Annotated in this window: 16 protein-coding genes and 1 pseudogene; 7 read left to right on the top strand and 10 right to left on the bottom strand. The window is 71.2% G+C overall.

The window, feature by feature from the left end; genetic code table 11:
- Positions 1 to 53: 53 nt before the first annotated feature.
- On the top strand, positions 54 to 1,151 hold the full coding sequence (locus ACFWYS_RS39435; protein ID WP_384780163.1) for a chemotaxis protein: 1,098 nt from the start codon (positions 54 to 56) through the stop codon (positions 1,149 to 1,151).
- An 84-nt stretch (positions 1,152 to 1,235) separates the two neighbouring features.
- On the opposite strand, the gene ACFWYS_RS39430 is transcribed toward ACFWYS_RS39435, so the two are convergent.
- Positions 1,236 to 1,649 (bottom strand): SsgA family sporulation/cell division regulator, encoded by a 414-nt coding sequence (locus ACFWYS_RS39430; RefSeq protein WP_384780160.1) that lies wholly within the window; start codon positions 1,647 to 1,649, stop codon positions 1,236 to 1,238.
- A gap of 429 nt (positions 1,650 to 2,078) precedes the next feature.
- Between ACFWYS_RS39430 and ACFWYS_RS39425 the strand changes: the two genes are divergently transcribed.
- Complete coding sequence (locus ACFWYS_RS39425) at positions 2,079 to 3,509, top strand: PP2C family protein-serine/threonine phosphatase (protein ID WP_384780157.1); 1,431 nt, start codon at positions 2,079 to 2,081, stop codon at positions 3,507 to 3,509.
- Positions 3,510 to 3,567: 58 nt separating this feature from the next.
- On the opposite strand, the gene ACFWYS_RS39420 is transcribed toward ACFWYS_RS39425, so the two are convergent.
- The gene (locus ACFWYS_RS39420) at positions 3,568 to 5,064 is read right to left on the bottom strand and encodes a hypothetical protein (protein WP_384780154.1); all 1,497 of its coding nucleotides are present in this window, start codon (positions 5,062 to 5,064) and stop codon (positions 3,568 to 3,570) included.
- 233 nt (positions 5,065 to 5,297) lie between these two features.
- Here ACFWYS_RS39420 and ACFWYS_RS39415 point away from each other — a divergent pair, with 233 nt between their 5' ends.
- A complete protein-coding gene (locus ACFWYS_RS39415) occupies positions 5,298 to 6,446 on the top strand; it encodes an aminoglycoside phosphotransferase family protein (protein ID WP_384780151.1) in 1,149 nt (382 codons plus the stop codon).
- A 317-nt stretch (positions 6,447 to 6,763) separates the two neighbouring features.
- Positions 6,764 to 8,662, top strand: coding sequence for an N-acetylmuramoyl-L-alanine amidase (locus ACFWYS_RS39410; RefSeq protein WP_384780148.1), 1,899 nt, complete (start codon positions 6,764 to 6,766; stop codon positions 8,660 to 8,662).
- Positions 8,663 to 8,675: 13 nt separating this feature from the next.
- Here the strand turns inward: ACFWYS_RS39410 and ACFWYS_RS39405 are convergent.
- Both ACFWYS_RS39405 and ACFWYS_RS39400 read right to left on the bottom strand, forming a co-directional pair.
- Positions 8,676 to 10,909, bottom strand: a pseudogene (locus ACFWYS_RS39405) (glycoside hydrolase N-terminal domain-containing protein).
- 290 nt (positions 10,910 to 11,199) lie between these two features.
- Entirely contained in the window at positions 11,200 to 11,697 is a 498-nt protein-coding gene (locus tag ACFWYS_RS39400) for a hypothetical protein (RefSeq protein ID WP_272118777.1), read from the bottom strand.
- A 171-nt stretch (positions 11,698 to 11,868) separates the two neighbouring features.
- Between ACFWYS_RS39400 and ACFWYS_RS39395 the strand changes: the two genes are divergently transcribed.
- The gene (locus tag ACFWYS_RS39395; RefSeq protein WP_384780145.1) at positions 11,869 to 12,792 is read left to right on the top strand and encodes a phosphotransferase family protein; all 924 of its coding nucleotides are present in this window, start codon (positions 11,869 to 11,871) and stop codon (positions 12,790 to 12,792) included.
- Between the two features lie 38 nt (positions 12,793 to 12,830).
- Here ACFWYS_RS39395 and ACFWYS_RS39390 read toward each other — a convergent pair whose 3' ends face one another.
- The 6 genes from ACFWYS_RS39390 to ACFWYS_RS39365 all read right to left on the bottom strand — a co-directional run bounded on the left by ACFWYS_RS39390 (position 12,831) and on the right by ACFWYS_RS39365 (position 18,273).
- Entirely contained in the window at positions 12,831 to 13,736 is a 906-nt protein-coding gene (locus ACFWYS_RS39390; protein ID WP_384780142.1) for a universal stress protein, read from the bottom strand.
- 178 nt (positions 13,737 to 13,914) lie between these two features.
- Positions 13,915 to 14,160: a DUF397 domain-containing protein gene (locus tag ACFWYS_RS39385; protein WP_384780139.1), complete on the bottom strand. Its 246-nt coding sequence runs from the start codon at positions 14,158 to 14,160 to the stop codon at positions 13,915 to 13,917.
- Between the two features lie 118 nt (positions 14,161 to 14,278).
- Positions 14,279 to 15,445, bottom strand: a complete 1,167-nt coding sequence (locus tag ACFWYS_RS39380; protein WP_384780136.1) for a thiolase domain-containing protein — start codon at positions 15,443 to 15,445, stop codon at positions 14,279 to 14,281.
- Positions 15,442 to 16,491, bottom strand: a complete 1,050-nt coding sequence (locus ACFWYS_RS39375) for a thiolase domain-containing protein (protein WP_384780133.1) — start codon at positions 16,489 to 16,491, stop codon at positions 15,442 to 15,444. Before ACFWYS_RS39375 ends, ACFWYS_RS39380 begins: the two co-directional genes overlap by 4 nt.
- Positions 16,488 to 17,459 (bottom strand): Zn-ribbon domain-containing OB-fold protein, encoded by a 972-nt coding sequence (locus ACFWYS_RS39370; protein ID WP_384780130.1) that lies wholly within the window; start codon positions 17,457 to 17,459, stop codon positions 16,488 to 16,490. The genes ACFWYS_RS39375 and ACFWYS_RS39370 overlap by 4 nt, the downstream gene beginning before the upstream one ends.
- A 13-nt stretch (positions 17,460 to 17,472) precedes the next feature.
- Complete coding sequence (locus tag ACFWYS_RS39365) at positions 17,473 to 18,273, bottom strand: crotonase/enoyl-CoA hydratase family protein (protein WP_384780127.1); 801 nt, start codon at positions 18,271 to 18,273, stop codon at positions 17,473 to 17,475.
- A 179-nt stretch (positions 18,274 to 18,452) separates the two neighbouring features.
- Between ACFWYS_RS39365 and ACFWYS_RS39360 the strand changes: the two genes are divergently transcribed.
- On the top strand, positions 18,453 to 20,099 hold the full coding sequence (locus ACFWYS_RS39360) for an acyl-CoA synthetase (protein WP_384780124.1): 1,647 nt from the start codon (positions 18,453 to 18,455) through the stop codon (positions 20,097 to 20,099).
- 116 nt (positions 20,100 to 20,215) lie between these two features.
- A complete protein-coding gene (locus ACFWYS_RS39355; protein ID WP_384780121.1) occupies positions 20,216 to 22,285 on the top strand; it encodes a sulfatase in 2,070 nt (689 codons plus the stop codon).
- Positions 22,286 to 22,427 lie beyond the last annotated feature (142 nt).

Here is a 22,427-nt window from a genome sequence, read left to right as displayed (position 1 = left end):
TGCTCGGGATTGCCCCTAATGCCCGATCGGCGAATCGGTCCTATCGTGCTGTTATGGAGCACGCACTCAGTCCCACGACCCTCGCCGAGCTGCGGCGCCCGCGCCCTTATCCGGCCGTGTCCGTGCTGACGCCCACGCATCGCCGAGAGCCCTATCGCACCCAGGACCAGGTCCGGCTGCGCAATGTCGTGGCCACGGCCAAGAAGCAGCTGGAGGCCGATCCGTCGGTCACCCGCGAGCGCCGGACGGACGTCGAGCGACAGCTCGACCAGGCTCTGGCCGAGGTCGATCTCACCTACGCCGAGGACGGTCTGGTGATCTTCGCCGCTCCGGGTGAGCACCAGGTCTGGTCCCTCGCCCGCACGGTGCCCGAGCGCGTGGTGCTCTCGGACACCTTCCTGACCCGCAACCTCGTCTCCGCGCACGCCGCCGAACGGCCGTACTGGGTGCTCTCGGTCTCCGCCGACCGCGTCACCCTGTGGAACGGCAGCCTGGACCGCATCACCGAGGCCCGCACCGGCGGTTTCCCGCTGTCCCGGCGCATGGAGAACTTCGACGCCGAGCGCCGGGAGCAGATCGGGGACGACCCGAGCACGTTCCGCGACGAGGGCACCCGGCACTTCCTCAAGGACGCGGACTCCGCCATGACGGCGGTCCTGCGGGGCAGTCCGCGGACCCTGTACGTCACCGGCGAGCCGGCCGCACTGTCCCTGCTGGACGAGATCGGCGGAGTCACCAAGGAGGCGGTGCACATCCAGCACGGCGGGCTGGCCCACGGCACCCACCAGGCGGTGTGGCAGGCGATCCGGCCGGTGATCACCGCCGAGGCCCGCAAGAACACCGACGCCGTGACCCGGGAGCTCGAAACCGCCCTCGGCCGCAAGTCGTTCGCCGCCGGTGTCGACGAGGTCTGGCGCAGCGCCCGGGAGGGCCGGGTACGACTGCTGGCCGTCGAGGAGAACTACCGCGCGACGGTGCGCGGCGAGGACGGCGGCCATCTGATCCCGGCCGCGAGCGGCGACCTCGACGCCCGCGAGGACATCGTGGACGAGATCGTCGAGCAGTGCCTGGAGACCGGCGCCGAGGTCCGCTTCGTCCCGGACGGCACGCTGGCCGACGCCGGCGGGATCGCGGGGGTGCTGCGCTTCTGACACCGCGGCGATGAGGAGGCACAGCGGCGTCGTCCGGTATCGCCTCCTCATACGGCCGCCCCGCTCCCCTGCGGCCGGCCCTCCTCACACGCTGCCGAAGAGCGCGCTCAGACCGCGTTCCACGACCGCCCCGAGGTCCTCCTCGCCGGCCGGGACCGCCGCGTACGTGCGCAGCAGGAAGCGCTGCAGCACGGAGGTGTCGAACTGGAGCAGCGCCATGCCGTAGGGCGAGTGCAGCTCCACGACCGTACGCTCGGGCCCGCACGGCCAGATGTGCACGTCCCCGTCACCGGCCGACCCGCGCAGCCCCGTCTCCAGCAGACAGCGGGCGAAGGTCCAGGTGGCCCCCTGCCCGTCGAGGGAGACCTCGCCCGGGAAGTCGAGGTGCACCGCCAGCGGGTCCGTGGAGGCGTACCGCAGCTTGGCGGGAACGGTCAGTTCGCGCTCCTCGCCGGTGATCAGACGGGCGGGAGCGGGCTGTTCGAGGGCGATGTCCATGGGCGGTCTCCCCTGAGGGTCGGAGGTCGGACGCTTTTGCCGCTGTGCTGTTACGACCCCTCAGGTGCCCTTCGCATTACGCCGAAGCGGTCCCCATTTATGTGAACTGCATCACTCCCGGGGAGCGCAACCGTCCAGCGGGCGGCTACGGCCGCTCCACCCCTAGAACATCCAGCCGTCGAACACGTGGATGAGCGCCGTACAATCGTCCCGCAGGACCGTCAAATCGCGTATGCCGCCTACGACTTGACCCCTCTGACGACGTACTGCATTCGCACGGCACGGGCCCTCCGTGGAGACTCTGGCATATGCCGGACGCACCACCGTATCGGGTGTTGCCAAATCCCTTACAGCGCGTCGCGGGCTGTGCAACAGTCGTAACGGTCCTTCCGTCAGCCTTGGTCGTACCGTCCCGCATCGGAGTGCGTCATGCCACCCCATCTCTCTGCGGACCACCCCGCCGCCCAGCCGCCCGGGCGCGGCTCGGTCGACGCGCTCATCTCGCAGACGCGGCGACTCAGGGGCGAGGTCGACGCCGTACGGCGGGACACGCAGAGCGACGGTTCGGGCCCGCGGGAGCGGTGGCAGCGGGCGCTGTGCGATCTCGCCCTGCACCAACTCAACGACCTGGACGCGCACTTGGCGCAGCTGCGGGACGGCCCGTCCGCCGCCTCCCCGGCTCCCGCGGCCGCGCCGGCCGGCCGAGCGGCGCCGCCCGCTCCCCGGACGGGCGCGCTGCTCAGCCGGGTCGGCAGCGCGGAGTGGAACCTGCTGACGGACGAGGCCAGTTGGAGCGGCGAGCTGTACCAGATCCTCGGGCGAGACCCCGCCGCCGCGCCCCTCACCCTCGACGAGCTGCCGGCCCTGGTACTCGACGAGGACCGGCCGAAGCTGACGTCGATGGTCACCCACTGCCTGGTCGACGCCAAACCCATCGACGGGGAGTTCCGCATCGTCCGGCCGGACGGCGAGACCCGCACCGTGCACATGATGGGCGAGCCCGTGCTCGACTCCGACGGCAGCACCGCCTCGATGTGGGCCGTACTGCGGGACGTCAGTGAACTGCGCCGCAGCCAGCACGCGCTGAGCGAGACCCGTGACTCGCTGCAACGCCACCGGCACCACGCGCAGACCGAGCACCGGCTCGCGGTCGAGTTGCAGGAGGCCGTGCTGCCGCCGTGGCGCGGCTCCCTGCGGCTCCCGCACCAGGGCCCTCGGACACTGGACCTCGCCGCCCGCTATCTGCCGTCGTCGACGAGCGCGCTGATCGGCGGCGACTGGTACGACGCCCTCGAACTGGCCGACGGCGACACGCTGTTGAGCGTCGGCGACCTCACCGGTCACGGTGTCGCCGTGACGTCGGGCATGGCGACCCTGCTGGGCGCCGTACGCGGCATGGCGATGGCCGGCACCCAGCCGGGCCAACTGATGTCCTGGCTCAACCAGTTGCTCGACGCCACCGTCCAGCCCGCCCTCGGCAGCGCCGTCTGCTGCCGCTACCGGCCGGACACCCGCACCCTGACCTGGGCGCAGGCCGGACACCCCGCCCCGCTGCTGTTCCGCGACGGGACGGGGCACCGGCTGAACGCGCCGGACGGCGTCCTGCTGGGCGCCACCTCGGGTGCCGTCTACGCGCAGGCCGAGGAGAGCCTGCGGGTGGGAGACCTGCTTCTGCTGCACACGGACGGACTGGTGCCGAGGCACAGCCGAACGGACTCCGTGCACCGGCTCCTCGAACTGGCCCCCCGGTTCGGCGGGGCACGCAGCGCACAGGACTGCGTACGGCTGGTCGTGGAGGAGTTCGGTGAGAGTGAGCGCGCGGACGACGCCTGCGTGCTGGTGGCCAGGGTGATGTCGTAGGGCGTGTGCAGGACGGACGTATGGGGGATCAGGCGCACAGGCCCCCTATGCCTGTGCGCTACGCCTGTGCACTGTTGCCGCTGCCCGGCTTCTTCGCCTTGGGCAGCGCCAAGCGGATCTCCTCCCGCAGTTCGTGGATCTTCGGATAGCTGGAGTACTCGGCGGTGAGCCGGTACATCTGGCGCAGCCGGTCCCAGGTGCGGCCGGAGGAGTTCGAACCCATCGACATCAGGGCCAGCCGTGCGTACCGGTCCGCCTGTTCGGGGTCGTCCGCGATGAAGCAGGCGGACGCCATGGACAGATGGTCGAAGATCTTCGAGCGCTCCCGGCCGTCGATGCGCAGGGCCAGGGCCTTCTCCGCGTAGTGCTGGGCGTGCGCGGCGGCGCCCGGCTCGAACTCGGCCAGCGTGCGGTAGGCCAGGGCCTGCATGCCGTACAGATCCTCGTCCTTGAAGGTCTGCATCCAGCTCGGCGGCGGTACGTCGCCCCGGTCGGAGACGAAGAGGTCCTCCGCCTGTCCGAGGGTGCGGCGCATGGCCTGGCCCTTGCCCATCGACGCCTGCGCCCAGGCCTCGATGGTGTGGAACATGGCCTTGGTGCGCGGCAGCACCTCTTCACCGGATCCGGACTGGGCGAGTTTCATGAGGTCGAGTGCGTCGTCGGGCCGGCCGAGGTGCACCATCTGGCGAGCCGCTCGGGAGAGCGCCTCCCCGGCGCGCGGCCGGTCGCCGCCCTCTCGGGCCGCGTGGGCGGCGATGACGAAGTACTTCTGTGCCGTGGGTTCCAGACCGACGTCGTGCGACATCCAGCCCGCGAGGACGGCGAGGTTGGCGGCGACGCCCCACAGGCGCCGCTGCAGATGTTCGGGGTGTCGGTAGGCGAGCATGCCGCCCACTTCGTTGAGTTGGCCTACGACAGCCTTGCGCTGCAGCCCGCCGCCGCGGGCCGCGTCCCAGGCCCGGAACACCTCTACCGAGGCCTCCAGTTCCTCGATCTCCTGTGACCCGATGGGCGCGGCCTCGTAACGGTCGAGCCCAACGGGGTCGGCGTGCAAAGGGTCGTCGAACTGGGGGGCGTCGGCCCTGAGGGCCGGGTCGGTGTGCAGCCAGTCGTACATGGCGCTGCTGAGTGCGGATCCCGCGGCGAGCGCGGCACCCGCGCCCACCAAGCCGCGTCGGTTGAGCATGAGGTCCATTCCCGTGAATTCGGTGAGGACCGCGGCAGTCCGTTCGGGCGCCCACGGCACACCGTCGGGATGCTCCACACTCCCGGCGTCCTGCCGTCTCCCCGCACGCCCGTGCCGGACCAGACCGAGGTCCTCGATGGTCACGACACGGCCGAGACGCTCGGTGAACAGGGCCGCCAGCACCCGCGGCACCGGATCGCGCGGGATCTCTCCCATGTCGATCCACCGCCGCACCCGCGAGGTGTCGGTCGCCAGCTGGGGGTGGCCCATGGCCGCCGCCTGCCGGTTGACCAGCCTCGCGAGCTCGCCCTTGGACCAGCCGGCCAGGCCGAACAGGTCCGATAGGCGGGTGTTGGGTTCTCCGCTCACGTCAAGCCCCCAGGTTCTCGGCTGAGTTGACAGTAGCCCCGGGAGAGTTGCCCCGGGACTATTCGCCAGGGTTCGCCAGGGTGCGCCAGATGGTGTGCCACTGGGCATCGGGTGTCAGGTAGGAACGCGCCACCCCGACCCGGTCGCCGAGGGACATTCCCCAGGGTGCACCCGGGCGACCGGATCGGGCAGCGCTTTGACGTCGCAGGCACACGAAGGGATCTGTTTCTCCCATGTACGCAGCATCGTCCTCCGTGTCCGCCCCGCCCCGGTCGCTGCGAGCCCGTCCGGCGGGCAGCGGCCCCTACCTCGACCCCGCGCGGCCGGCGGCCGCCCCCGCTCCGGTGCTCGGTGCGGGTCGGCCGCGGCGCGCGCCGGGGCTCGGCACCCAACCGCTCAGCGGGAGACTCGACTTGTCCGGCCCTCAGGGCGCCCAGCTGCGTACGGCGATCGCGTCGGTGCACCGGATCTGCCCGGAGTTCACCCCGGTTCAGGTACTGCGGCGCAGCGGGCGGTCCGTCCTCCTGGTCGGCACGACCGGGCGCAGCACGGCCGTCGCCAAGTGTTTACTGGACCACTCCCCGACGTGGTCCGAGCGGATCCGGCACGAGATAGCGGCATACCGCTCGTTCGTCCGGCACCGCCCCCCGGTGCGGGTGCCGAGACTGATCGCGGCGGATCCGGACAACTGCACACTGGTCATCGAGCGGATGCCGGGCCGGGTCGCGGCACTGCAGCGGCACCCGTTGGAGGCGCCGCCGCGGGCGGACATCCGGGCGGCACTCGGAGCGATCTGCCGGCTCAATTCGTGGCGGCCGCCGGCGGGCACGTTCGACGCCCCGCTGGAGTACGCGGACCGGATCTCCCGGTTCCATGAGCTGGGTCTGCTCACCGACCGGGACATGGGGGATCTGCAGAAGCTGCTGCACGGCATCGCGGCCTCCGCGGGCCGGCAGGGCATGGGCCAGTTCTGCCACGGCGACGCGCTGCTGTCGAACATCCTGCTCTCACCGGCCGGTCCAGTGCTGGTGGACTGGGAGCACGCGGGCTGGTACCTGCCGGGCTACGACCTGGCGACGCTGTGGTCGGTGCTCGGGGACGCGCCGGTGGCGCGGCGGCAGATCAGCCAGATCGCGCAGTCGGCGGGCCCGGCCTCACGGGACGCGTTCCTGGTGAACCTGATGCTGGTGCTGACGCGTGAGATCCGTACCTATGAGACGGCCCTGCAGCGTTCCATGCACGACTCGACCCCGGCGGCACCGGGAGTGGCCCACCCGGGTGCTGCGCCGTCCGGCGAGGAACAGCGGCTTCTGCTGAGGCGGCTGCACGACGACTGCCAGCTGGCCCGCCGGGCCGTACGAGCGGCGGTCGGTACTCGCTGACGGGGACGAAGGCCCGCGGTACGCGCTGAGACAGCGACGTACCGCGGGCCTTCGTGTGTGCGTTCTCGTGCACGGCGGCGACGAGTTCCGCCATCTGGCCGTACGGCGCCCACAGGTGTACGCCACTGACGCCGCGCAGGCCCGGCGGCCGTCGCGGCGAAACTCCCGGGAATCACGGTTGACAAGGGAATTCTCCCGCCCCTTGGCATGATTGACGGATCGTCGGACAGCCGGTACCACTGACGCACGCCCGGCCCCGCACGGCTCATCGCGCCCGACCGTCCCAGGAGGCTGCATTGCGAGGATCCGTCACCGCCATGGCCGCCGCGACCCTGCTGGTCCCGCTGCTCGGCGCGGCCCCGTCCGACGCCCGGAACACCGGGGACCGTCTGCAGTCGGCCTTCGCGTCCGCCGCCGCCGAGTACCACGTCCCGCAGAGTGTCCTGCTCGGCGTCTCCTATCTGCAGTCCCGCTGGGACGCGCACGACGGGGCGCCCAGCGTGACCGGCGGCTACGGCCCGATGCACCTCACCGACGCGCGCACCGCGCTCGGCGAGCAGGTCCCGCACCACAGCGAGGGTTCGGAGGACCCGCGCGGCGACAGCGCCCGCCCGCCCCTGCACCCGAAGGCGGAGCCGCCGAAGAACTCGCAGCTGCCGGCCCGCCTCAGGACGCTGCCCAAGGCGGCCGAACTGACCGGACTGAGCGCGGAGCGGCTGCGCAAGGACCCGGCCGCCAACGTGGCCGGCGGCGCAGCCCTGCTCGCGGCCGAGCAGAAGGCGCTGGGCCGGCCGCTGAGCTCCGATCCGGCGGACTGGTACGGCGCGGTGGCCCGCTTCTCCGGCGCCGACGACACCGCGACGGCGGCAGCGTACGCGAACGACGTCTACGCCGTGCTGCGCACCGGCCAGAGGCGGCACACGGACGCGGGCCAACTGGTCGCCCTGGCCGCCCAGCCGCGCCTCTCCCCCGACACGGGGCAGTTGCGGCGGGCCGGACTGCGCACGCTGGACACCGATGAGACCGAGTGCCCGCCGACGGTGTCCTGCGAGTGGGTCCCGGCGCCGTACGAGCAGTTCGGGGAGGGCGACTACGGCAACCACGACCTGGGGAACCGTCCGGCGTCGCAGAACATCCGGTACATCGTCATCCATGACACGGAGGGCACCTGGGACGGGGTCCTCAAGATGGTGCAGGACCCGACGTATGTGTCGTGGCAGTACTCGCTGCGCTCCACCGACGGCCATATCGCCCAGCATGTGAAGGCCAAGGATGTGGCCTGGCACGCGGGCAACTGGTACATCAACGCCAAGTCGATCGGCCTGGAGCACGAGGGCTTCCTGGCGCGGCCGGACGCCTGGTACACGGAGGCGATGTACCTGTCCTCGGCCCGGCTGGTGACGTATCTCGCCGCCAAGTACGGCATTCCGCTGGACCGCCAGCACATCCTCGGCCACGACACCGTGCCGGGCGGGACCGCGTCGGCGGTGCGCGGCATGCACACCGACCCGGGCCCGTACTGGGACTGGCGGCACTACTTCGAGCTGCTCGGCCGCCCCATCGTGCCCACCGCGGGCCCGTACGGCGGCCTGGTGACGATCCGTCCCGACTACGCCGCCAACCGGCCCGAGTTCACGGGCTGTGTCACCGCGGGCGAGCCCTGCGCCGATCACGGTTCCAGCGCGGTGCGGCTGTACTCCGGGCCCGGCGAGTCGTATCCCCTGATCAAGGACGTCGGTCTGGGCACGACCCCGGGCAAGGGCGTGAACGACCTGTCCTCGCGGGTCTCGACCGGCCAGCAGTACGCGGTCGCCGGCCGGGAGGGCGAGTGGACGGCGATCTGGTATCTGGGCCAGAAGGCGTGGTTCAAGAACCCGCGGAAGGGCCCGACCGCGGTGAGCGCGGCCGGGCCGGTGGTGACGCCGAAGGACGGCGCGACCAGTGTCCCGGTGTACGGGCGCGCCTATCCCGAGGTCTCCGCCTATCCGGCGGACGTGCCCGCCCAGGAGGTGTCGCCGCTGCCGTACACCCTGCCGGCCGGGCAGCAGTACGCGCTGGGTGACAGGGTGTCGGGCCAGTACTACTACGCGGTGGGGTTCGACGATGCCTCTCACCGGGTCGTGATCGGCAAGGACCAGTACTACGAGATCCAGTTCGGTCACCGGGTGGCGTTCGTGCGGGCGGAGGATGTGCGGGTGGTGCCGTCGGGCTGGTGACGGCAGGTCCGCGTCAGTCCTCCCGTTCCCAGGTGTAGTGCCGCCCGGCGACCGCTCTGAAGGTGACGTCCCCGTCCTTGAACAGGTCGCTGCGGACGGTGAGTCGACGGGTGCGGGATGCCTTGAGGGTGATGCGGGTGGCCCGGCCGTGGGCCCACTCGATGTCGAGGGTGGCGCCGCCGCGGGCGCGCAGTCCGCGCACCGAACCGGCCGGCCAGGCGGTGGGCAGGGCGGGCAGCACCTCGATGACGTCGTGCTGGCTCTGCAGGAGCATCTCCACAATGCCGGAGGTGGCGCCGAAGTTGCCGTCGATCTGGAACGGCGGGTGGGTGTCCCAGAGGTTGGGCAGGGTGGAGGACTTCAGCTGCTCGCCGAGCATCTTGTGGGCGTGGTCGCCGTCGCGCAGCCGGGCCCAGAAGTTGATCTTCCAGGCCTTGGACCAGCCGGTGCCGCCGTCGCCGCGTGCGGTCAGGGAGACCTTGGCGGCCTGCGCCCACTTGCTGCCGGGTTCGATCTGTCGTCCGGGATGGAGGGCGAACAGGTGGGAGACATGCCGGTGGGTGTCGGCGGGGTCGTCCAAGTCCTCCTTCCACTCCTGGAGTTGGCCCCAGGAGCCGATGCGCAGCCCGGGGTCGAGCCGGTTCAGCGCCTCCTCGACGCGGCGGCGGAAGTCGGGTGTGTCGCCCAGGATCCGGGCCGCTTCGAGGGTGCTGGTGAACAGGTCGTGGACGATCTGCTGGGACATGGCGGCACCGGCCGTGAAGTCGCCGTGCTCGGGCGAGTAGCTGGGGGTGACGACCAGGGTGCCGTCGCGTGGGTCGGTGCGCAGGTTGTCGAGCCAGAACTCGGCGGCCTCCTTCATCGCCGGGTACGCGGTGCTGCGCAGGTAGTCGGTGGAGCCGCTGAACCTGTAGTGCTCGTACATCTGCTGGGTGAGCCAGGCCGCCGCCTCGGGGAACCAGAACGCGGTGGCCCAGTCGTGCACGCCGGTGAACCCGTACGGGTTGGTCTCGTTGTGCACGACCCAGCCGCGCGAGCCGAACATCTCCTGCGCGGTGCGGCGCCCGGGCGCGCGCAGGGCCTCGACGAAGCGGTCGTAGGGCGCTGTCGTCTCGGCGAGGTTCGCGGCCTCGGCGGGCCAGTAGTTCATCTGGATGTTGATGTTGGTGTGGTAGTCCGCCGACCACGGGGGCGAGGTGCTGTTGTTCCAGACGCCCTGGAGGTTGGCGGGCAGTGAGCCGGGGCGCGAGGAGGCGATGAGCAGGTACCGGCCGTACTGGAAGTAGAGGGCTTCCAGGGCGCGGTCCGCCGCACTCGTCCCGCCGGTGTACGAGGAGAGCAGCCGGTCGGTGGGTACGTCCGCGGGGAGTGACTGGCCGATGTCCAGGCCGACCCGGCCGAACAGGGCACGGTGGTCGCTCAGGTGCCGGGCGAGCAGTGACTCGTAGCGGTCACCCGCCCGCTGGACGGCACGGGTGACGGCGGCGTGCGGGTCGGGGCCGCGGTAGCCGGGGGAGGTGTCGGCGTAGTCGGTGCCCGCGGCCAGCACGAACCAGGCGCTGTCGGCCCCGGTCACGGTGACGGTGCCGCCGGCTTCGGAGGTCACGGTGCCGCCCTGGGCGCGGACCCGGACCTGTGCCTCGAAGCGCAGCCCGTTGTCGGCGAGTGCGCCCCGCACGGTCAGGGTGCCGTCGGCGGCGGTGGCGGTGAAGTCGGCGCGGGGTGAGGTGTGGCGCAGGGTGAAGGTGACGCTGCCGGGGCGGTCGGCGTGGAGTCGGCCGACGATCACGCCGTCGGGGTGGGAGGCGAAGAAGTCCCTTTGGTGGCGGACGCCTTGGTGGGTGTAGGCGACCGAGGCGACGGCGGTGTCGAGGTCGAGCGCGCGACGGTAGTCCTCCGGGGTCGTGGCCGGTGCGCCGGGCAGGTCGAGGTGGAGGTCGCCGAAGGTCTGGTGGGCGCCGTAGCCGGTCCGTGGCTGGCCGAGCCGGTCGGCCACGGACTCGGGGTCGAGGGTGGTCCGCGCGTCGAGGTCGTCCTGGACCGCGGTGACGCGCCGGGGCGGGGCTCGCGCCAGTTGCCGTGGTCGTAGCCCTGCGCGGAGCCGGGGCCGCCGGTCCAGAGGGTCTTCTCGTTGAACTGCAGCCGTTCGGAGGCGAGGGTGCCGAACACCATGGCGCCGAGCGCGCCGCTGCCGATGGGCAGGGCCTCGCGCTCCCAGTCGGCGGCCGGGGCGGCGTACCAGAGCACCGACGGTCTCGTCGACGCATCGGCCGACCCATTGACCGACACATCGGAGGAATCATCGGCGGCGGCTTCTACGACCCCTGCACCAAGGGCCAGCCCACCGGCTCCTCCGACGGCCCCGCCTACCGCCGCCTTTAACGTATTTCTTCGGGTGATCCCCTGCGACTCATGCGACTCATACGACATGACCCCTGACGCTAGAGATCCGATGACTCTGCGGCAAGGGTCATGACAACACAAACAAGGCCCCGATCAATCGGGGCCATGGCTGTCCGGGGGGGGTGATCGGCGGTTCAGCCCTGCTGGAAGAGCTCCGCGGGCAGCGGCTTCAACAGGGCGTACAGATCGTCGGTGATGGGGCGGTCCCAGGCCGCGATGGTGACCAGGACGTTGTCGCTGCGGTCGAACTGCACGCAGGAGATCCGGCTCTCGGAGAGCTTCAGACGGCGCACGATCAGGAGGTTGTCGCCCTGCATCACCGGCACGTCCTCGCTGCCGACGACGGTGATCTCCTCGTCGTTCTCCAGGGCCAGCAGCAGCTGCGCGACCTCGAACGGGATCTCGCCCTCGGTGACCTCGCGGGCCGGCGAGCCCTCCGGGAGGTTGCCGATGATCATCGCGGGGCCGCGGCCGCCGAAGAGGTCGTATCGCAGGAAGACCCCCTGACAGCTGCCGTCCGGGGCGGGAAGCAGCCCGGCGCCCAGATTACCCGGCCAGTCGCCCGGGTCCATGGCCAGTACGTCGAAGTCGGGCCCGGCGGGCGTGGCACTGCGGCGGCGGAGGAACGACATGCCGCCATGGTACGTGGCCCAACCTGCTCCATGACGTGCGGGCGGAGGTTCGGGCGTTGCTCCCCCGCCGCTCCCGCACCCGTGAGCGCGGGTGCTCGGGTGCTCCACCGCACGGCCGGAGGCCACGCAAATCCGTTGCCGCCCGGCAGGCGGCGCCCTACGGTCGCGATCATGCTGCCTCCGGTGGAAACGGACGAGGAATGGGACGCGGTCGTCCCCGACGAAACCGTCATGCGGCCCGGCACGGAGGACCTGTGCGCCCGCCTCGGTCTGGCCGGCATCCCGCTGAGCCGTTTCCCCGACGGCTCGCAGCCGGTGTACGCCGTGGGCGACGAACACGTCCTCAAGCTGTTCCCCGGCGCCGCCGCCCGGGACGGCGAGGCCGAGGGCCGGGTCCTGTCCCATCTCCAAGGGCTCCTGCCGGTACCGACGCCGCAGGTGCGCGACGCCGGCGTGTACGAGAACGGCTGGCGGTACGTGCTGATGTCGCGGCTGCGCGGCGAGAACCTGGCCGGCGTCTGGAACCGCGTTCCGCGTGCCGACCGTGAGCGCCTCGTGGCCGAGATCGGTGAGGCTCTGGCCGTGCTCCACACGGTCGATCCCGGGCCGCTCGAAGACGTCCTGGGGCCCGGGGACTGGGGCGTGTTCGTGGACCGGCAGCGCGCCGGGGCCGTCGAGCGGCAGCGTGGGCGCGGGCTGTCGGCCCAGTGGCTGGAGCAGATCACCGAGTTCCTCGCCTCGGTCCGGCTGCCGCGCACTCCGGGGCGTTCCTTGCTGCACACCGAGGTCATGCGGGAGCACTTCCTCGTCGATCCCGACGGCTGGCGGCTGACCGGCCTCTACGACTTCGAGCCGGCCATGATCGGCGACCGGGCCTACGACTTCGTCGGCGTGGGCGTGTTCGTCACGCGGGGCGATCCCCGGCTGCTGGCCCGCCTCGCCAAGTCGTACGGCACCGTCTTCGAGCCGGACCACCTGCTGGCGTACGCGCTGCTGCACGTGTACAGCAACCTGCCCTGGTATCTACGGGAGTTGGGCGCACCGGCCGACGGCACGCTGCCGTCGCTGGCCCGCGCCTGGTTCGGCACCGGCTGACGGGGCCGGGGCACTCGGCCGCCCGAGGGCCGGGCCGCTCACCCCTGTGGCGGAGCGGGCGGCACCACCGCGATCGGGCTCGCGGCGTGCAGCAGGACCGCGTGGGTGACCGAGCCCATCATGCGGGCGGGGGCCAGCAGGCGTCGCCGGTGCCGGCCCACGACGACGAGGTCCGCGTCCTTGGAGGCGGCGACGAGATGGCCCGCCGCGTCGCCCGGGACCACGTACGACTCGGTGTGGACCTCCGGGTGGCGTTGGCGGTGCGGGGCGAGGAAGCCTTCGGTGAGGGTGCGGGTCGCGGCCTCGACGGCGTCCTGGTCCTCGGACGGCTGCATGACCTGCGCGGTCACCGCCGTCCAGAGGTGCAGGGGCCACGGGTAGGCGGCGACGACCTGGAGGCGGGCGCCGCGCAGGGCTGCCTCGGCGAAGGCGAAGGACAGCGCGGCCTCGTCGGGGCTGTCGACCTGAAGGCCGACGACGACCCGCGGCCCCGGCTCGACGGGCATCCCGTCGTGGACCGGGCGCCCCGGCTTGGGCACCACGACGACCGGGCACTCGGCGTCTCGTGCGGCGGCCATGCCGTTGGAGCCGAGCAGCAGTCCGGTGAAGCCTCCCCGGCCGCGACTGCCCAGCACCAGCAGTTCGGCGATGGAGCTCAGTTCGAACAGCACCGCACCGGGCGTCCCCTCCAGGGCGACGTACTCCAGGACCGGCCGCTCGGTACGGCCCTCCAGATAGCGGCGTACCCGGTCGAGCACCGGATCGTCGTCCGGTGTGGGCCGCCCGGCGGGCAGGACCTCGGGCCCGGCCCAGGATGCGTACTGCTGGACATGGACCACCCGCAGCGGCGCCTTGCGCACCAGGGCGGTGTCGAAGGCCCAGTCCAGCGCGACGAGGCTGTCGTCCGAACCGTCGACCGCGGCGATGACCGGCAGGGTGCTCATGGGTTCCTCACCTCCGGAGTACGACCTTCCCGCTCCCGGGGCCAGCCTGGCTCAGGCGTCGCCCTCTGCGGGGTTCTCAGGGTCGCGTGTCCGGAAAAACGGGCGGAACACACCCGGATCGGCCCGATGGCGGCCGGCGCGCGGGGCGACCGCCCGCCGGCTCACCCGGGCCCGTGCGTCACGTCAGGTCGAACTCGCCCTCCCTCGCATCCGACACGAAGGCACCCCACTCGGCGGGAGTGAAGATCAGGGAAGGGCTCTCCGGGCGGCCGCTGTTGCGCATCGCGATGAATCCCTCGACGAAGGCGATCTGCACATCGCCCACGCCACGGCTGCTTGAGTGCCACTCGGCGCTGCTGAGGTCCAGCTCCGGCTTGTCCCAGCCCGCGAGCGGCGGCTGCTGCTGGATGGTGCTCTCGGCCACGTCCGTGCTCCTCCCGGTTCGTCGTCCGCGGCCAGCCTAGCGATCGGTCCCGAGTGCCAACAGGCCACGTGAGGGGGACCTTTGTGGAGGCGTCTCCACCGCCCTTCGGTGAAGGGGCTCAGGCGTCCGGGGGCGCCGAGCCCACGAGCCACATCGAGAAGAACTGGGACCCACCGCCATAGGCGTGTCCCAGTACCTTCCGGGCCCGCTCGACCTGGTGTTCCCCGGCCTGTCCGCGCACCTGGAGGGCCGCCTCCGCGAAGCGGATCATGCCGGAGGCCCCGATGGGGTTGGTGGACAGGACGCCGCCGGACATGTTCACCGGCAGGTCACCGTCGAGTTCCGTCACCCCTGACTCGGTGAGCTTCCAGCCCTCGCCCTCGGCGGCGAAGCCGAGGTTCTCCAGCCACATGGGCTCGTACCAGGAGAACGGCACGTACATCTCGACGGCGTCGATGTCCCGGCGCGGGTCGGCGATCCCGGCCTGCCGGTACACGTCCGCCGCGCAGTCCTTGCCGGCCTGCGGCGACACGGCGTCCTTGCCCGCGAAGAGGGTGGGCTCGCTGCGCATGGCGCCGCCGAGCATCCAGGCGGGCGGCCGGGGTGCACGGGCGGCTCCGGCCCGGTCGGTGAGGATCATCGCGCAGGCGCCGTCGGAGGAGGGGCAGGTCTCCGAGTAGCGGATCGGGTCCCACAGCATGGGCGAGGCCTGGACCTTCTCCAGGGTGATGTCGTGCTCGTGCAGATGGGCGTACGGGTTCTTCAGCGCGTTGCGCCGGTCCTTGTACGCCACCAGGGAGCCGACCGTGTCGGGTGCGCCGCTGCGCCGCATGTACGCGCGCACGTGCGGCGCGAAGAAGCCGCCCGCGCCGGCCAGCAGGGGCTGCTGGAAGGGGATCGGCAGGGACAGTCCCCACATGGCGTTCGACTCGGACTGCTTCTCGAAGGCCAGCGTCAGCACGGTGCCGTGCACCCGGGCCGCGACCAGGTTGGCGGCGACCAGGGCCGTGGATCCGCCGACCGACCCGGCCGTGTGCACCCGGAGCATGGGCTTGCCGACCGCGCCGAGCGCGTCGGCGAGGTACAGCTCCGGCATCATCACGCCCTCGAAGAAGTCGGGCGCCTTGCCGATGACCACGGCGTCGACGTCCGCCCACGTCAGCTCGGCGTCGTCCAGAGCCCGCCCGGCGGCCTCCCGGACCAGTCCCGCGATCGACACGTCCCGGCGCGCCGCGACGTGCTTGGTCTGACCGACGCCTACGACGGCCACGGGCTCCTTGCTCATCGCGGATCCCCTTCGAGTACGGCGACCAGGTTCTGCTGGAGGCACGGGCCGGACGTGGCGTGCGCGAGGACGCGGTCGGACTCGCCCCGGTGGACCCGGGCGGCGGCCTCGCCGATGCGGATGAGCCCGGCGGCCATGACGGGGTTCGCGGCGAGCGCCCCGCCGGACGGGTTGACGCGCACACCGTCGTCGAGCTTGAGCGCCTTGCGCAGGACGACTTCCTGCGCGGTGAAGGGCGCGTGCAACTCGGCGGTGTCCACGGGCCGTTCGAACGCGCCCGCCTTCTCGGCGGCGAGCCGGGTCGAGGGTGAGTCGGTCAGGTCGCGCACACCGAGACTGTGTGCCTCGATGCGGTGATCGATGCCGCGGATCCAGGCGGGCCGGTCGCACAGCTCGCGGGCCCGCTCCCCCGCCGCGAGGATCACGGCGGCGGCTCCGTCGCCGATGGGCGGGCAGTCACCGGTACGCAGCGGTCGTACGACGTACTCGCCGTGCGGCACCGAACCCCGCAGCTGGGCATGGGAGTTGTCGGCGGCGTCCGCGCGGCTGCGGGCGGCGACCGCGGCGAGGGCGGGTTCGTCGGTGTCGCCGGCGTCGATGAGGGACTGGGCCTGGAGGGCGGCGAGGGCGACGGAGTCGGGCCAGAGCGGGGCGACGTAGTAGGGGTCGAGCTGGCGGGTGAGGACGTCGCGCAGGGGGCCGGGTGAGGACTTGCCGTAGGAGTAGACGAGCGCGGTGTCGGCGTCCCCGGTCAGCAGCTTGGTCCATGCCTCGTACAGCGCCCACGCGCCGTCCGTCTCGACGTGCGACTCGGAGATCGGCGGCCAGGCGCCGACGCCGTCGAGGGCGAGGGTGAAGGAGAAGGCGCGGCCGGCGAGGTAGTCGCTGGAGCCGGAGCAGGTGAAGCCGATGTCGGCGGTCTTCAGGCCGGTCTGCGCCAGCACCTCGTGCAGCACGGGCATGAGCATCTCTACCTCGGAGAGCTCCTCGCTGGTGCGCCGGTGGTCGGTCTGTGCGAAGGCGACGACGGCGATCTCGCGGTTCACAGCAGCTCCCGGTAGGTGTCGTAGTCCGCGTCGGGCTCGCCCGTGGGCCGGTAGTGGTCGGGGTAGCGGGCGCCCTGTGTCCACACCGGTTCGACCCGCAGGCCCATCCGCACCTGGTCGTAGGGGATCCCGCCGATCCGGCCGTGCAGGGAGAGGCCGGCGCCGTCGAGGGCGATGTGGCCGTAGACGTAGGGCACTTCGATGTCCAGGTTCTTCGCCTTGATGTTGACGATGCAGAACGTGGTGACTGTGCCGTGGGGCCCCACTTCGACCTGTTCCGATGTGGCGAGGCCACATGTGGGGCACGCACCCCTCGGCGGGACGTACACCTTGCGGCAGGACGGGCAGCGCTCGCCGACGTTGCGGTGTTCGGCCAGCGCGTTGATGTAGGCGGTCTGGGCGCGGCCGGGTGAGTAGGTGTAGTCGAGACGGGCGGGGGCGATGATGCCGGTGACCGGGTCCTCGAACTGGCCGGTGTGACGGGCGGGTTCGGCCACGCCGCCACCGCTTCGGCCGTCGTTGCCCAAGCCGGCGTCGTACGGCTCGAAGCAGGCGATGTCGGTGATCGCGCCGACGCGTTCCCCGGCCCAGCGGATCCGGACCCGCATGCCGGCGTGCACGGCGTCGGGGCCGGGAGCGTCGAGGGCGTGCAGGAGGGCGGTGTCGGCGCCGTCGAGGCGGACCAGGACCCAGGCGAAGGGCGTGTCGAGGGGCTGGTCGCGGCGCGGGGCGTGGTTCCAGGCCCAGGTGGTGACCGTGCCGGTGGGGGCGACCTCGACCAGGTCTCGGATCTCCTCGGCGGTGACGGGGTCGTACTCGACGGGTGGGACGAGGGTGCGGCCGTCGCGGGTGCGCACCCCGAGGACGGCGCGTTCGCGCAGGCCGGTCAGGAAGGCGCTCTGGACGGGGCCGAGGGAGCGGGTGAAGGGGAACTCGACGACCAGGGGGGCTTTGAGAACGTCCGGCACGGTGGCTCCCTCGTCAGGCTCGCTTGTAGTCGGGTGACCGCTTCTCCGCGAAGGCGCGGGCGCCTTCCTTCGCGTCGGCGGTGTCGAAGATCGGCCAGCCGCGCTTCAGTTCGGCGGCGAGACCGTCGGTCTCGGTCATCTCGGCGGTCTCGTACACGGACGCCTTCACGGCCTCCACGGCGAGCGGTCCGCAGGCGTTGACCAGGTCGGCGATCTCCAGGGCCTTGTCGAGGGCCGTGCCGTCGGGGACGACATGGCCGATCAGACCGATGCCGGCCGCCTCGCGAGCGCTGTAGGGGCGGCCGGTGAGCAGCATCTCCAGTGCGTGGGTGCGCGGGATCTGCCGTTGCAGGCGGACCGTGGAGCCGCCGATCGGGAACAGCCCCCGCCTGACCTCGAAGAGCCCGAAGGTGGCCGACTCACCGGCGACCCGGATGTCCGTGCCCTGGAGCATCTCGGTGCCGCCCGCGACGCAGTGCCCCTCGACGGCCGCGATCACCGGCTTGCGCGGGCGATGGTGGCGGAGCATCGCCTTCCAGTGCAGGTCGGGATCGGCCTTGAGCCGGTCGCGGTACTGCTGGCCCGTCATGCCGTTGCCGGCGAGGGCCTTGAGGTCCATGCCCGCGCAGAAGCAGCCGCCCGCTCCGGTGAACACGATCGAGCGGACCGAGTCGTCGGCGTCGGCCTCGACCCAGCCGTCGTGGAGACCCACCAGCATCGGCAACGAGAGCGCGTTCTTCGCCTCGGGCCTGTTGAGCGTGAGCACCAGTGTGGCGCCCTCGCGTCGCATCGTGAGGTGTTCCGTCCCACCCATGAGCCCTCTCCCCTCTGACAGAACGAGAACAGGTTGCAGTAGGCGGCAGAGCACTTCAAGGGTTTTCTGACAGACAGTCAGATTCTTTTGCGCGGAGGCTTCACAGTTGTGCCGCCCTTTGCTCTGATGACCGGCGAACCGTCGGAGAGCCAGGCCGTGACCGAGGTCCAGGAGGAACGGTGGAGTACAACCTTGCCGACCTGTTCGAGTCGGTCGTCGACGCGGTTCCCGACCGCGAGGCACTCGTGTACGTCGACCACCCGGGCACGGGTGCGGAGCGCCGTCTGACGTACGCGGAGCTGGACGCGGCCGCCAACCGGATCGGCCATCATCTGATCGACAGCGGGATACGTCCCGGCGAGCACCTCGGGCTCCACCTCTACAACGGCGTCGAGTATCTGCAGACGGTACTGGGCTGCCTGAAGGCGCGGATCGTTCCGGTCAACGTCAACTACCGCTATGTGGAAGAGGAGTTGGTGTACCTCTACCGGGACGCCGATCTGGTGGCCCTGGTCTTCGACGCCGAGTTCACGGAGCGGGTGGCGGCGGCGCTGCCCCGGGTGGACCGGCTGCGGCATCTGGTGCGGAAGGGCGAGGCTGCGCCGGGTGCGGCCGATGCACCGGGCGCGCGGGTCGGGCCCTCCTTGCCTGCCGTCGCCTTCGCGGACGCCGAGGCCGCCGGGTCGCCCGAGCGCGGGTTCCCGGCACGGTCCGGGGACGACCAGTTCATCATCTACACCGGCGGCACCACCGGGATGCCCAAGGGTGTGATGTGGCGCCAGGAAGACCTGTTCTTCTCGGGGCTGGGAGGCGGAGCGCCGACCGGTGAGCCGGTGCAGAAGCCGGAGGAGCTCGCCGAGCGGGTGGCGGCGGGCGGCGACGGGATCACCTTCTTCCCCACCGCCCCGCTGATGCACGGGACGTCCACCCTGACCGCCTTCATCGGCTTCAACTTCGGCCAGCGTGTGGTGATCCACCGCAAGTACGTGCCGGAGGAGGTCCTGCGGACGATCGAGAAGGAGAAGGTCACCAGCATGTCGCTGGTCGGCGACGCGATGCTGCGGCCGCTGGTCGACGCGCTCAGCGGGCCCATGAAGGGCACGGACTGCTCGTCGATGTTCAGCGTGTCGTCGTCCGGCGCGATCATGTCCGACACGGTGCGCCGGCAGTTCCAGGAGCTGGTCCCCAACGTAGTGCTGCTGAACAACTTCGGCTCCTCGGAGTCCGGCTTCAACGGCACCGCGACCGAGGACTCCGGCCCGAAGCGCGGCTTCCGCATCCGCGTCAACTCCCGTACCCAGGTGGTCGATCCGGCCACCCACGAGCCGGTCGCGGTGGGCGAGGTGGGCCGGGTCGCGCAGTGCGGCCATGTGCCGCTCGGCTACTACAACGACCCGGGGAAAACCGCCGAGACCTTCTTCGAGAAGGACGGTGAGCGATGGGTGTTGCTCGGCGACATGGCCACGGTCGACGAGGAGGGCGTCGTCACCGTGCTGGGCCGTGGCTCGCAGTGCATCAACACCGGGGGCGAGAAGGTGTACCCGGAGGAGGTCGAGCAGGCCCTCAAGTCCCATCCCGATGTGTACGACGCGCTGGTGGCCGGGGTACCGGACCCCAGGTGGGGACACCATGTGGCGGCCGTGGTGCAGCTGCGGGCGGGTGCGGCGCGGCCTTCGCTGGCGGACATCCAGACGCACTGCCGCTCCCATCTCGCCGGGTACAAGGTCCCGCGCCAGCTGGTGCTCACCGAGGCCATTCGGCGCTCGCCCAGCGGCAAGGCGGACTACCGGTGGGCGCGTGAGGTGGCGGCGGCAGCGGACGGATGAATTCCGGGCAGCTCTCATTGAACCTAAGGTGACGTGCGGACGTACTCGTGGTGGCAGGCTCGGTCATCGGGCGCTGTTCGCCATGCCATCGCAAGACCGCACGGGAGGTCCTCCGGGTGTCACAGGAGGCAACAGAGGAAGCAACGCAGGACACGGAAGAGACGGAGACGAAGGAAGCGGGGGCGAAGGAAGCGGGCGGGGCGGGCGGAGCAGCCGCCGCGGGTGGGACGGCCAAGGCGGCTGAATCGGCCAAGACGGCTGCGACGGCCGACGGAGCCGACGCGTCCGACGCGGCTGAGACGGCACAGGCAGTCGAGTCGGACGATGTGGACGAGGCGGCCGAAGCGGCCACGGCGGGCGATGAGGCTGAGGCAGGCGAGGCGGCCAAAGCGAGCCATGAGGGCAAGGCAGGCCAGGCGGTCGCAGCGGGCGATGAGGCTGAGTCGAGCGAGGCCGCCAAGGCGGGCGATGACGCTGAAGCGGGCGACGAAGCCAAGGCGAGCCCTTCCGAGGAGCCGTCCGGCTCCCCCTCCCCCGGCTGGTTCGGGTGGCGGCGTCGCTACCCCCGTACCGCTCGCGGCGTCAGCGTGGGGACGACGGTCCTGGCCGGCGCGCTGGTGCTCTTCGCGCTCCTCGTGCCGAACCGTCTCGAACGGCTCACCCCCGATGCGTTCTTCCGCCTCCCCGCCGAGGGGATCCTGCTCGCGGGCCTGCTGCTGGCGCTGCCGACGCGGTCCCGGCGGCTGATGGCGGTGGTGTCGGGCGCGCTGCTCGGTCTGCTCACCGTGCTGAAGTTCGTCGACATGGGCTTCTACCAGGTCCTGGCCCGCCCGTTCGACCTGGTCCTGGACTGGATCCTGCTCGACGACGCGGCGGAGTTCGTCCGGGAGTCGTTCGGGCGCACCGGTCAGGTGCTCGCGGTGGTCGGGGTGATCGTCCTGCTCGTCGCCGTGCTCGTACTGATGACGCTCGCGATGGTGCGGGTCACGAACTTCATGGTCCGGCACCGGCCCGTCGCCGCCCGTACGACGCTGATCCTCGGTACCGCGTGGATCACCTGTATGACCCTCAGCATCCAGATCACCGGCGTCCCGCTCGCCACCAAGGGCAACGCCGAGTTCCTCAACAACCGTGTCGAGCAGGTGCGCGCGGGCCTGAGGGACGGGCGGGTCTTCCAGAAGCAGGCGGCCGTGGACGCCTTCGCGAAGACGCCGCCGGACCAGTTGCTGACGGGGCTGCGCGGCAAGGACGTGCTGTTCACGTTCATCGAGAGCTACGGCCGGGTCGCGATCGACGACCCGGCGATGGCCCCGCAGATCGACGCGACGCTCAAGGAGGGCACGAACTCGCTCAAGGCGGCCGGGTTCCAGTCACGCAGTGCCTGGCTGCGGTCGCCGGTGACGGGGGCGGGCAGCTGGCTGGCCCACTCCACCTTCCTCTCCGGCCTCTGGATCAAGAACCAGCAGCGGTACCGGAGTCTGACCACCAGCGACCGCGCGACGCTGAACAGCTACTTCCGCAAGACCGGCGCCTGGCGCACGGTCGGTGTCGTGCCCGGCGTGCGGCGGGCCTGGCCCGAGGGCAAGTTCTTCGCCCTCGACCACATCTACGACTCCGAGCACCTCGGCTACCAGGGCCCGTACTTCAGCTGGACGCCCGTGCCCGACCAGTTCAGCCTGGAGGCCTTCCAGCGCCTGGAGCACGGCAAGAAGGACCGCGAGCCGATCATGGCGGAGATCATCCTGGCCTCCAGCCACAACCCCTGGTCGCCCATCGCCCGCATGGTCGACTGGGACGACCTCGGTGACGGCTCGGTCTTCCATCAGATCAAGAAGGAGGGCACCGACCCCAAGGAGGTCTGGAAGGACCCCGAGCGCGTGCGCACCGAGTACCGCCGTGCCATCGAGTACTCGATCCACAGCCTCACCGAATGGGTCCAGCGCTACGGCACCGACGACACGGTCCTCGTCTTCCTCGGCGACCACCAGCCCGTCCCGACGGTCACCGCCGGCAGCACCAGCAAGGACGTCCCCGTCACGATCGTCGCCCGCGACCAGAAGGTCCTGGACCGGATCGCCGACTGGAACTGGACGGACGGCCTCAAGCCTGCCCAGAACGCCCCGACCTGGGGCATGGACAGCTTCCGGGACCGGTTCATGACGGCGTACGGGCCTCACGCGGGCTGAGTGCGCGCATTGCGCCGTACGGGCGTCACCGATGGGCGGTGACCTCGTGCGGCGTAATTCGTACGGCGTAACCGGACGCGACGGTGAGCGGGGGCGTCCCTACGGTCGCAGTGAGGGTCGTGGAGACCTCAGGACCGAAAGG

It is taken from the genome of Streptomyces sp. NPDC059010 (assembly GCF_042740355.1).
Taxonomy (GTDB): domain Bacteria; phylum Actinomycetota; class Actinomycetes; order Streptomycetales; family Streptomycetaceae; genus Streptomyces.
This window is presented reverse-complemented; position numbering and strand designations above follow the sequence as displayed.

What these genes read in the sequence shown, in the direction of transcription:
- ACFWYS_RS39435 (WP_384780163.1), top strand. Translation starts at nt 54, where the DNA reads ATGGAGCACGCACTCAGTCCCACGACCCTCGCCGAGCTGCGGCGCCCG.
- ACFWYS_RS39430 (WP_384780160.1), bottom strand. Translation starts at nt 1,649, where the DNA reads ATGGACATCGCCCTCGAACAGCCCGCTCCCGCCCGTCTGATCACCGGC.
- ACFWYS_RS39425 (WP_384780157.1), top strand. Translation starts at nt 2,079, where the DNA reads ATGCCACCCCATCTCTCTGCGGACCACCCCGCCGCCCAGCCGCCCGGG.
- ACFWYS_RS39415 (WP_384780151.1), top strand. Translation starts at nt 5,298, where the DNA reads ATGTACGCAGCATCGTCCTCCGTGTCCGCCCCGCCCCGGTCGCTGCGA.
- ACFWYS_RS39410 (WP_384780148.1), top strand. Translation starts at nt 6,764, where the DNA reads ATGGCCGCCGCGACCCTGCTGGTCCCGCTGCTCGGCGCGGCCCCGTCC.
- ACFWYS_RS39400 (WP_272118777.1), bottom strand. Translation starts at nt 11,697, where the DNA reads ATGTCGTTCCTCCGCCGCCGCAGTGCCACGCCCGCCGGGCCCGACTTC.
- ACFWYS_RS39395 (WP_384780145.1), top strand. Translation starts at nt 11,869, where the DNA reads ATGCTGCCTCCGGTGGAAACGGACGAGGAATGGGACGCGGTCGTCCCC.
- ACFWYS_RS39390 (WP_384780142.1), bottom strand. Translation starts at nt 13,736, where the DNA reads ATGAGCACCCTGCCGGTCATCGCCGCGGTCGACGGTTCGGACGACAGC.
- ACFWYS_RS39380 (WP_384780136.1), bottom strand. Translation starts at nt 15,445, where the DNA reads ATGAGCAAGGAGCCCGTGGCCGTCGTAGGCGTCGGTCAGACCAAGCAC.
- ACFWYS_RS39365 (WP_384780127.1), bottom strand. Translation starts at nt 18,273, where the DNA reads ATGGGTGGGACGGAACACCTCACGATGCGACGCGAGGGCGCCACACTG.